General features: G+C 72.2%; 5 protein-coding genes and 6 pseudogenes. All 11 read left to right on the top strand.

The features are described 5' to 3' along the window. The first annotated feature begins 10 nt into the window (after positions 1-10). Positions 11-895: pseudogene (locus tag IPM45_17960) on the top strand (succinate--CoA ligase subunit alpha). A gap of 91 nt (positions 896-986) precedes the next feature. Continuing rightward, positions 987-1,145 (top strand): hypothetical protein, encoded by a 159-nt coding sequence (locus IPM45_17955; protein ID MBK9181400.1) that lies wholly within the window; start codon positions 987-989, stop codon positions 1,143-1,145. A gap of 212 nt (positions 1,146-1,357) precedes the next feature. Further along, positions 1,358-1,777: a serine hydrolase gene (locus IPM45_17950; protein ID MBK9181399.1), complete on the top strand. Its 420-nt coding sequence runs from the start codon at positions 1,358-1,360 to the stop codon at positions 1,775-1,777. A gap of 118 nt (positions 1,778-1,895) precedes the next feature. Beyond that, the gene (locus IPM45_17945) at positions 1,896-2,129 is read left to right on the top strand and encodes a serine hydrolase (GenBank protein ID MBK9181398.1); all 234 of its coding nucleotides are present in this window, start codon (positions 1,896-1,898) and stop codon (positions 2,127-2,129) included. 124 nt (positions 2,130-2,253) lie between these two features. Next, positions 2,254-3,050 (top strand): annotated as a pseudogene (locus tag IPM45_17940) (aquaporin). A gap of 281 nt (positions 3,051-3,331) precedes the next feature. After that, positions 3,332-5,100 (top strand): annotated as a pseudogene (gene purH, locus IPM45_17935) (bifunctional phosphoribosylaminoimidazolecarboxamide formyltransferase/IMP cyclohydrolase). Then, positions 5,100-5,770 (top strand): annotated as a pseudogene (locus IPM45_17930) (bifunctional 5,10-methylenetetrahydrofolate dehydrogenase/5,10-methenyltetrahydrofolate cyclohydrolase). Before purH ends, IPM45_17930 begins: the two co-directional pseudogenes overlap by 1 nt. Positions 5,771-5,775: 5 nt before the next feature. Then, positions 5,776-6,625: pseudogene (locus IPM45_17925) on the top strand (methylenetetrahydrofolate reductase). A 111-nt stretch (positions 6,626-6,736) separates the two neighbouring features. Further along, a pseudogene (locus IPM45_17920) lies at positions 6,737-8,154 on the top strand (aldehyde dehydrogenase family protein). A 228-nt stretch (positions 8,155-8,382) separates the two neighbouring features. Beyond that, on the top strand, positions 8,383-9,621 hold the full coding sequence (locus tag IPM45_17915) for a hypothetical protein (protein MBK9181397.1): 1,239 nt from the start codon (positions 8,383-8,385) through the stop codon (positions 9,619-9,621). Positions 9,622-9,714: 93 nt separating this feature from the next. Beyond that, positions 9,715-10,704 (top strand): malate dehydrogenase, encoded by a 990-nt coding sequence (locus IPM45_17910; GenBank protein MBK9181396.1) that lies wholly within the window; start codon positions 9,715-9,717, stop codon positions 10,702-10,704. The last annotated feature ends 256 nt before the right edge of the window (positions 10,705-10,960 follow it).

The raw sequence follows: 10,960 nt of genomic DNA, 5'->3' as shown, positions 1-10,960 counted from the left end.
GGAGCCGTAGATGTCGATCTTCGTCGACGAGCGCACTAAGGTCATCGTCCGATTCACCGGCGGCCAGGGCCGGTTCCACGGCCTCGCAACCGCGACTACGGCACCCAGGTCGTCGCCGGCGTCAACTCCGGCAAGGGCGGCCGTGACGTCGAGGGCATCCCCGTGTTCGACACCGCGGCCGATGCCGTGGTGCCACCGGCGCCAACGCGGTGCCGTTCGAGTCGGTGCCGCCCAAGATGGCCTCGGGCGCCGTCCTCGAAGCCGCCACCGCCGCCGATCCCGTTCATCGTGTGTATCACCGAGGGCATCCTGACGCACGACGAGGCCCGCAACTTCAACCTGCTGAAGCGCGACCACGCCGAGAGCCGGCTGCTCGGCCCCAACTGCCCGGGGTGATCAGCCCCGGCAAGCGTAACATCGGCATCACCGCCGGTGAGATCGCACTGCCGGGCGGGCCCGCGTCGGCATCGTCGGGGCCGGTCGGGCACGCTCACGTACCAGGCGCTCTACGAGCTGAAGCAGATGTGGCATCGGCGTCACCACCTGCGTGGGGATCGGCGGCGACCCGGTGCCGGGCAACCAACTTCATCGACCGCCTCTCGGCCTTCGGAGGCCGGCCCCACACCCAGCGCCGGGGATCGCGATCGGCGAGATCGGTGGCGAGGGAGGAGGGGAAGGCGGCGGTCTTCATCGCCGACCGTCGAAGCCGGTGGTCGCGCATATCGCGGTGGCCCCGCCCTGCCGGCAAGAAGATGGGCCACGCCGGCGCCATCATCAGCGGCTGAAGGCAAGGCTCAGGCCAAGATGGAGGCTCCTCGGGGCTGCGGGCGCCAGGGAGGGCCAGAACCCCACCGAGACCGGCCTGCTCATGGTCGAGGTGCTCGCCACCTTCTAGCGGGGGCGCGGCCGGCGAGGACGGCGAAGGGGGGAGGAGCACCCGTGGCAGCCCTGAGTCAGGTTGGGACCGGGCTTCGAGGGCGTGCGCGATGCCTTTCGAGCGGAACCTCGCCGAGCACGGCGAGGTGGGCGCGCCGTTCGCGGCGTACCACGGGGGCGTCAGGTGGTCGACCTTCTGGGGCGGCGTCGCTGACGCCGACACCGGCTGGCCGTGGGAGCGCGACGCCATCGCCCTGTTCTTCTGCTAATCACCAAGGGCGTCACCGCGGTGTGCGCCAACAAGCTGAGTCCGTGAGGGCCGGCTCGACCTCGAGGCGCCCGTCGCCACCTACTGGCCCGAGCGTTCGCCCAGGAACGGCAGGGACGACATCACCGTCGCCCACCTCCTCGTCGCACCAGGCCGGCCTGGCCTGGGTCGACGGCGACATGACGGCCGAGGAGGCGCCCGTGGGAGCCGGTGGTGGAGGCGCTGGAGAACCAGCACCTGTACTGGCACCTGGGGTCGCAGCATGGGTACTACGCCACCACCTTCGGGTGGCTGGTGGGCGAGGTCATCCGGCGGGTCACCGGCCGCAGCGGGGACGTACCTGCGCGAGAGGTGGCTGACCCGCTGGCCTCGACCTGTGGATCGGCCTCCCGGAGGAGCAGGAGCACCGGGTCGCACTCCTCATCAGCATGCTCCCGCCTGGCGTCAGCGTCGAGGCCCTCGCCGACCCCGGCCACGATCCGGTGCTGCAGCCCATGTCCCAGTTCCTCGGCCCCGAGTCCAGGTTGGGCAAGGCCCTGTTCGCCTGCCCGGGCGGCGCCCTCACCGATCAGGACATCTGAACTCCCGGGCCATGCGGGCTGCAGAGGTCCCGTCGGCCAACGGGGTCGGTGACGCCTGTTCCCTCGCCCGGCTCTACGCCGCCTGCGTGGGGGAGGTCGACGGGATCCGGCTGCTTGGGGCCTGCGCAGGTGGACGCGGCGGTGACCCAGCGCACCGAGGCCCGAACACCGTGCCGTTCGACATGGACATCCAGTTCGGCCTGGGCTTCATGTTGAGCACCGGCATCCTCGCTCTGGGCGGCCCTCGCCCTTCGGGCACTTTCGGGGGCGGCGGCTCCGTCGGTTGGGCCGACCCCGACGCCGAGCTGGCCGTCGGGTACGTGATGAACCGCATGGAGATGGGCCTGGCAGGGGACCCCCGCAGCGCCACCCTGGTCGAGGCCTGCTACGCGGCCATCGGCTGACGTCGGGCTACCCTCCCGACACTCACTATCACCTCCGTGCCATCGGGTGCCGGATTACCTTGCGCCTGACAGCAGTCAGGCCTGGAAGGGGACGCGGGAATGAGCAGTGCACTGGGCAAGCGGGCTGGCCGCCGAGTTGATCGGCACCTTCTGGCTCGTGTTCGGCGGCTGCGGGAGCGCCGTGCTCGCAGGCGTCTTCCTCAGCGACGGCGACGGCGGCTTCAACCTCGGCATCGGGTTCCTCGGCGTGTCGTTCGCCTTCGGCCTCACGGTGCTCACTGGCGCCTACGCCCTCGGTCGGATCTCGGGCGGCCACTTCAACCCGGCGGTGAGCCCGGGGTGTGGGCGGCCGGGCGGTTCCTGACCGGGGACCTGCTCCCGTACATCGTCGTCCAGCTCATCGGCGGGGGTGCTTCGGCGCCGGTGCCCTGGCCCTGATCATCAACGGCAAGCAGGGCTTCGAGGCCAGCGGGAACTGGCTCGCCGCTAACGGCTTCGGCGACCAGTCGCCCGGGCTGTTCAACGCCGGGTCGGCGGCGCTGGCCGAGGTGATCGCCACCTTCATGTTCCTCGTCGTGGATCATCGGGGCGACCCACAAGAAGGCGTCGCCGGTGGCTTGGTGGCCCGGCCATCGGCCTGGCCCCTCACGCTCGTCCACCTGTTCCTGATCCCGGTCACGAACGCCCGGTGAACCCGGCCCGCTCCCTCGGCCCGGCTGTCTTCGTGGTGGGCGACCACCACCCAGGTGTGGTTCTTCTTCCTCTTCCTGATCCTCGGGGGCGCTGGTGGCCGGGTTCACCTACCGGGCGCTGTTCGAGGCCGACGAGGAGGAGCCTGCCCCTCGAGGGCACGGCCACCTGACCGGCCTGGGGTGCCCTGGGGCCCGCTGCGCCAGCCGGGGTCGGACGGGGGGCTGGTAGCGTCCAGGGGTGCGGTTGGGCGTGCTTCGCATCCGGGAGCGGCACCATCCTCGAGGCGATCCTCGGGAGGGGCTTGCTGGTCGGGAGTCGTGCTCGTCGACCGTCCGTGCCGGGCGCTCGACGTGGCGTCGGCGGCGGGCCTGCCGGCGGTGCTGGTCGAGCGCGACACCTTCGGCGCGGGCTTCGACCGCGACGCCTACACGTCCTGCGGGGTCGCCGACTGCGGGAGCACGCGGGAGCTGGTTGCCATGGCTGGGTTCATGACCATCCTGGGCCGAGAGATGTTCGACGCCTTCGACGGTCGTGGTCACCACGCACCTGTCCCTCCTGCCCGCCTTCCGCGGGGCCCACGCGGTGCCCGACGCCCTGGCCGCCGGGGTGAAGGTCACCGGCTGCACGGTGCACGTCGCCACCCCGGCGGTCGACGAGGGGCCGATCCTCGCCCAGGAGGCCGTGCCCGTGCTGCCCGGCGACACCGTCGAGAGCCTGCACGAGCGGATCAAGGCGGTGGAGCGCGACCTCTACCCCCGCACGATCGCCGACCTGCTGGAGGCGTCGCCGTGAGAGCGCTGCTGTCCGTGTACGACAAGACGGGCGTCGTCGAGCTGGGTCGGGGTCTCGTCGACCTGGGCTGCGAGCTGGTGTCGAGCGGTGGCACCTCGCGGGCCCTGGCCGAGGCCGGGCTGCCCTGCACCGAGGTCGCCGACGTGACCGGCATGCCCGAGATGCTCCGGCCACCGGGTGGTGACCCTCCACCCGAGCATCCACGGCGGCATCCTCGCCGACCTCTCGCAGCCCGAGCACCTGGGCCGACCTGGAGCGCCACGGGATCCAGCCGTTCGACCTGGTGGTGGTGAACCTCTACCCGTTCCGAGCGAACCCTCGGTGGAGCTGATCGACATCGGCGGGCCGGCGATGGTCCGGGCCGTGGCAAGAACCACGCCCACGTGGGGGTGGTGGTCGACCCGGCCGACTACGGCGCGGTCCTCGACGAGCTGCGGGGTGCCGGCAGGCTCTCCGATGAGACCAGGCGCCCGGCTGGCGCGGACCGCCTTCGCCCACACCGCCGCGCATGACGCCGCCATCGTCGCCTGGCTCGACCGCGACGAGCTGCTGCCCCCCACGCTCAACCTGGCGCTCGAGCGCTCCAGTCCCTCCGCTACGGCGAGAACCCCCACCAGCAGGGGGGCCCGCTACCGGTTCGTGGGCCGCCACTCGTGGTCGGGACGACGCCGTCCAGCACGGCGGCAAGGAGCTCAGCTACCTCAACCTGTACGACACCGAGGCGGCCTGGCGGCTCGTCCACGACCTCGGGACCGCCCGGCGGTGGCGATCATCAAGCACGCCAACCCTGCGGGCGGCGGTCGCCGACCACCCCACCACCGCCTACACCTCGCCAACGAGTGCGACCCCACCTCGCCTTCGGCGGCATCGTGGCCGTCAACCGGCCGGTGCCCGGTGAGCCTGGCCGAGGCCCCCGCCGGTGTTCACCGAGGTGGGTGGTCGCCCCGGGCTACGAGCCGGGTGCGCTCGACGTCCTCCTGGCGAGGAAGGAACCTCCGGGTCCTCGAGGCAGCACCGCCGTCCCCGGTCGCCCTCGACCTCCGGTCGATCGACGGCGGTCTGCTCGCCCAGCAGGCCGACCGCGCCCGGTCGATCGGGCGGCCTGGCGGGTCGTCACCGCGGTCCCGCCCACCGAGGACCAGTGGGCGGACCTCGAGTTCGCCTGGCCGGTCTGCGCGGCCGTGAAGAGCAACGCCATCGTGCTGGCGGCGCGCGGCGGGCAGGCCGTGGGCATCGGCGCCGGCCAGCAGAGCCGGGTCGACGCCGTGCAGATCGCGGCTCGCAAGGCCGACGGCCGGGCCGCGGGCGGCGTGTGCGCCAGCGACGCCTTCTTCCCGTTCCGCGACGGCCTCGACGCGTCCGTCGCGCCGGGGTCACTGCGGTGATCCAGCCGGGCGGCTCGGTGCGCGACGACGAGGTGATCGCGGCGGCGGACGAGCACGGGGTGGCCATGGTGTTCACCGGCGAGCGGCACTTCCGGCACTGATGGCCGCGCAGCTGCTCGACGGCGCGGCCCTCGCAGCCGCGATCCGCGCCGACCTCGCCACCGCCACGGCCGAGCTGGCCGTCGCCGGCGTCCGGCCCGGGCTGGGCACCATCCTCGTCGGCGACGACGGTGCCAGCGCCACCTACGTCGGTGCCAAGATCCGCGCCTGCGACGAGGTCGGCATCGCGTCGATCCACGCGCACCTCCCGGCCGACACCGCCCAGGAGCAGCTCCTCGATGTCATCGGGCGGTTCAACGCCGACCCCGCCGTCGACGCCTACCTGGTGCAGCTGCCGCTGCCCGGTCACCTCGACGAGGAGGCCGCGCTGCTGGCCGTCGACCCGGCCAAGGACGCCGACGGCCTCCACCCGGTGAACCTGGGGAAGCTGGTCATGGGCACGCCCGGACCGCTGCCGTGCACGCCGCACGGCATCCAGGAGCTGCTCGTGGCCAACGGGGTGCCCATCGAGGGCCGCCACGTGGTGATCATCGGTCGTGGGCTCACGATCGGGCGCCCCCGGCGCTGCTGCTCGCCCTCAAGCGGCCGCACGCCAACGCCGCGGTCACCGTGGTGCACACCGGGGTCGGCGACCTGGGCGCCTACACCAGGCAGGCCGACGTCCTCGTGGCCGCGGCCGGCACCCCCGGGCTGGGGGCGACGCGCCCGTGACCCGCATCAGCGACCTGCTGCAGGCCGGCCCCACCGTCTCGTTCGAGTTCTTCCCGCCCAAGACGCCCGAGGCCGAGGAGGCCCTCAGCCGCGCCCTCGAGGAGCTCGAACCGCTCGGGCCCTCGTTCGTGTCCGTCACGTACGGCGCGGGCGGCTCCACCCGTGCCCGCACCCACGAGATCGTGGTGCGGATCCTCCGCGACACGGCGATGACGCCGATGGCGCACCTCACGTGCGCGGCCCACGCCCGCTCCGACCTCGTCGAGATCCTCGCCGGCTACCGCGAGGGCCGGCGTGGAGAACATCCTCGCGCTGGCGGGCGATCCCCCCACCGACCCGGACGCGCCGCCCACCGAGCTGCACTACGCGCTCGAGCTGGTGGAGCTGGCCCACACCGTCGGGGCCTTCTCCGTCGGCGTCGCGGCCCACCCCGAAGGCCATCCCCGCTCGCCCGACCTGGCCTCCGACCGCCGGCACCTCGCCGAGAAGCTGCGCGTGGCCGACTTCGCCATCACCCAGTTCTTCTTCGACGCCCTGCACTACCGGCGGATGGTCGACGAGCTGGCCGCTCTGGGCGTGGACAAGCCGGTGATCCCCGGGATCATGCCGGTCACCAACGTCGGCCAGGTCGAGCGCATGGCCCGGATGTCGGGCGCGGCCTTCCCGCCGGCCCTGGCCGAGCGGCTGCGGGCCGCCGACGGCCCCGACGAGGTCCGCCGGATCGGTGTCGAGGCAGCCACCGAGCTGTGCGCGGAGCTCCTGGCCCACGGGGTGCCGGGGCTGCACTTCTACACGCTCAACCGCTCCACCGCGACCCGCGAGATCGCGTCGAACCTGGGTCTGGCGCTGGCGTAGGGCGAGCCCGGTGGCGCCCGTCCGGGCGCACGTCGCCGAGCCCCGTGGCCGTTCGGGCGGCGTCGTCGGTAGGCTCGCACGGAAGCAGCGTCGCGTGGGGGAGGAGACCCGATGCACGTCCACGACAAGGTGTACATCGATGGCGCCTGGGTGGCGTCCAGCGGTGCCGGGGCCATCGAGGTGCACGACGCCTCGACCGAGGAGCCCATGGGCACGGTGCCCGAGGGCACGGCCGACGACGTCGACCGCGCCGTCGCGGCGGCCCGGGCCGCCTTCGAGGCGTGGGAGCTCACCCCCGCCGAGGAGCGGATGAAGTACGTGCAGCGCCTGGCCGAGGGCCTCCAGACCCGGATGGCCGAGATCGGCCAGGTGGTCGCCCGCGAGGTCGGCATGCCGATCAACCTGGCAATGATGATCCAGGCCGGCCTGCCGGCCGCGGTGATGAGCAGCTACGTGGAGATCGGCAAGGACTTCCCGTTCGAGGAGCGGGTCGGCGACTCGCTGGTGCTGCGGGAGCCGGTCGGCGTGGTCGGCGCCATCACGCCCTGGAACTACCCGCTCCACCAGGTCGTGTGCAAGGTGGCCCCGGCGCTGGTCGCGGGGTGCACGATCGTGCTCAAGCCGAGCGAGGTCGCCCCCCTGAGCGCCTTCATGCTGGCCGAGATCGTCCACGACGTGGGGCTCCCGGCAGGCGTGTTCAACCTGGTGTCGGGCTACGGCCCCGTGGTGGGCGAGGCCATCGCCGCCCACCCCGACGTCGACATGGTGTCGTTCACCGGGTCGACCCGGGCGGGCAAGCGGATCTCGGAGGTCGCCGCCCACACCGTGAAGCGGGTGCACCTCGAGATGGGCGGCAAGTCGGCGGCGATCATGCTCGACGACGTCGACCTGGCCGATGCCGTGCCCAAGGCGATCGGCTCCTGCTACCTGAACTCGGGCCAGACCTGCATCGCGTGGACCCGCATGCTCGTGCCCAAGGACAGGATCGACGAGGCCGCAGCCGTGGCCAGGCAGGTGGCGGAGGGCTACACCGTTGGCCACGCCCTCCAGAGCGAGACCACCTCGGGCCGCTCGTGTCCCATGCCCAGCGCGACCGCGTGCGCGAGTACATCCGCAAGGGCATCGACGAGGGTGCCACGCTGGTGGCCGGCGGTCCCGAGGAGCCCGATCACCTCGACGCCGGCTTCTTCGTGAAGCCGACGGTCTTCGCCAACGTGACCAACGACATGACGATCGCCCAGGAGGAGATCTTCGGACCGGTGCTGTCGATCATCGGCTACGAGGACGAGGACGACGCCGTTCGCATCGCGAACGACTCGATCTACGGCCTGCACGGTGCCGTCTTCTCCAACGACACCGACCGGGCGATGCGCGTCGCCCGCCGGCTGCGCACCGGCCAGGTCGACATCAACGGCCAGAAGTTCAACCCGATGGCCCCGTTCGGTGGCTACAAGCAGTCGGGGCGGGGGCGCGAGCTCGGCAAGTTCGGCCTCGAGGAGTTCGTGGAGATCAAGTCCATCCAGCTCTGAGCGCGCCGCCGCTCCGAGCACGGCGGCCGAGCGCCCGCCGGGAATCGACCGAGCAGCCCGGCCACGTCGGCCGGGCTGCTCTCGCGCTCGCCCCGCTCGATGGCCCGCAGGAGCTCGTGGACCGCGGCGCCCACCGCCGTGGGCATGTGGTTGGCAGATCACGGGTGGTCGAGCGACCCGGGACGTTCGCCCCTGGCCGGCCCGAGGGACCCGGTCCAGGCTGAGCACATGAGGATCCACGCCGGGCGTGGGTGTCGCACGGGCTCGACCAGTGTGGCGGCCTTCGCCGTGGCCTGCCTCGCGCTGGCCGCGTGCGCCGACGACAGTGACGGGGAGGCGACGACCGCCTCCGCCGAGGAGGTCGTGCCGGCGGTCGAGGAGCTCGTCGGGCGTTGGGGTGACGAAGGCGCCTTCTTCGTCGTCATGGCGGCCTTCGACGGGGGCTACACCGCCGACCAGGTGGTCGTGGCCGCACCCGACGGATCGATCGCACCGGACGGCAGCATCGACGGGAGCGAGCCCGAGCGCGCGGCGGTGGGCTTCCTCGGCGAGGCCCGTGCGTCGGAGGGGGCCCTGGGTCCTGGCGGGAGCGGATCGCCGGCCCTCACGACCAGCGTGCTCGTCCTGCTCGTCGGCGATGCCGCCGACACGCCCCAGGACCGGTACGTGCCCGATCAGGACTCGTGGCTCTCGGAGATCTTCCTCCCCGGACAGGCGGAGGTGGCCCGCCTGAACGCGGAGGAGGCCGAGGCCGACTTCGCGCGCTACGTGTCGGAGATGACGATCCTCCTCGGACGGCAGGGCTACTCGGGTCCCCAGATCATCGAGGCCATCGTGACGAGCTCTCTTGCTCCGGTCATCGGGGCCGCAGACGGCTGCAACCTGGCCATCGCTGCCGACGGCACGTATCTGCAACCCGAGTTCGCGCCGTCGGCCGACCTGGGTTGCATCCCGGCGGGCGACGAGGTGTCGCGGGAGGCCGAAGCGGAACGACAGGCCGAGGCTGAACGCGAGGACGACGACGGCGCCGACGGCTACACGAGCGACACCGACCCGACCTCACCCGACGTCGTTGGTGCGGTCACCTACGTCGGCACCGTCAGGCCGGTGGCCGGGGCCGAGGAGCTCGTCACGATCAGGGAGTCGAGCGTCGTGATCGAGGTTCGGGAAGGGACAGCCGACATGACGGTCGATGTCACCTTCGAGGCGATCTGGGTGCAGTTCGAAGGGGACGAGCCCTGCGTGAGCACGGATCGGATCGTGGTCTCCGGGACCGGCCCGGCGTCCATGACGACGATCAACGTCGAGTTCGACGAGGTGTCGTACGAGAACCTGGAGATCAGCGGTTGCAGCACCGACCCCACCGACGAGGAGGACGAGGCGCTCTCGTTCACGGGCACCATCAGCGGTGGTGTGATCACCGGCACCGTCTTCGTGTTCGACGTGACCGCTGAGCGAGGGCAGTGAACCGACGAGAGGTCTCGGGGAACGGATGGCGGGCACAGCATCGTGGGTGGGCGCCTTGGTGGCCCACGGCCCGCGGCGCGTAGTGTCGTCGCCATGAGCACGACGCCCGTCCGAGTCGCCATCACCGGTGCCGCCGGCCAGATCGGCTATGCCATCGTCTTTCGCATCGCGAGCGGCCAGCTCCTCGGCCCCGACACGCCGGTGCACCTCCAGCTGCTCGAGGTCCCCCAGGCCGTGGGGGCCCTGCAGGGCGTGGTGATGGAGCTCGAGGACTGCGCCTTCCCGCTGCTGGCCGACGTCACCGCCACCGACGACCCCCACGTCGCCTTCGGCGACGCCAACGTGGCCCTGCTGGTGGGAGCCCGCCCGCGCACCAAGGGCATGGAGCGCGCCGACCTGCTCCAGGCCAACGGGGCCATCTTCACGGTCCAGGGCAAGGCCATCTCCGACAGCGCCGCTCCCGACATCCGGGTGCTGGTGGTGGGCAACCCGGCCAACACCAACGCCCTGATCGCCATGCACAACGCGCCCAACGTGCCCCACGAGCGCTTCACGGCCATGACCCGCCTCGACCACAACCGCGCCGTCGCGCAGCTGGCCCGCAAGACGGGGCGGCCGGTGAGCGCCATCCGCCGCCTGACGATCTGGGGCAACCACTCGGCCACCCAGTACCCCGACCTCTTCAACGCCGAGGTCGACGGGCGGCCGGCGGTCGACGTCGTCGACGACCCGGCCTGGCTGGAGAGCGACTTCATCCCCACGGTGCAGCAGCGCGGTGCGGCGGTCATCGAGGCGCGCGGTGCCTCCAGCGCTGCCTCGGCCGCCAACGCGGCCATCGGTCACGTGCACACCTGGACGCTCGGCACCGCCGAGGGCGACTGGGCGAGCATGGCGGTGCCGTCCGACGGCTCGTACGGCGTGCCCGAGGGGATCATCTCGTCGTTCCCCTGCACCACCTCCGGCGGCACCTACTCGATCGTGCAGGGCCTCGAGTGGAACGAGTTCTCGCGCCTGCGCATCGAGCAGTCGGTCGCCGAGCTGGTCGAGGAGCGCGACGCGGTGAAGGAGCTCGGCCTGATCTAGCGCAGCCGTGCGTCGCTCCGTCGGCCAGGATGTGGCTGTGCGCATCCTCGTCGCCGGGGTCGGGGCCATCGGAGGATGGCTCCTCGCCCGCCTCACCGAAGGAGGCGCCGACGTCGAGGGCTGGGGCTCGCGGGGCCACCTACGAGCGGCTCGCCGCCGGGGAGCCCCTCGAGCTCCGCTCGTACGAGCGGCCCTGGTCCGGCCCGGTCCGGGTGGTCGCCGCGCCGCAGGGGCCGTACGACCTCACCCTGGTGGC

This window comes from Acidimicrobiales bacterium (genome assembly GCA_016716005.1).
Taxonomy (GTDB): domain Bacteria; phylum Actinomycetota; class Acidimicrobiia; order Acidimicrobiales; family JADJXE01; genus JADJXE01.
This window is presented reverse-complemented; position numbering and strand designations above follow the sequence as displayed.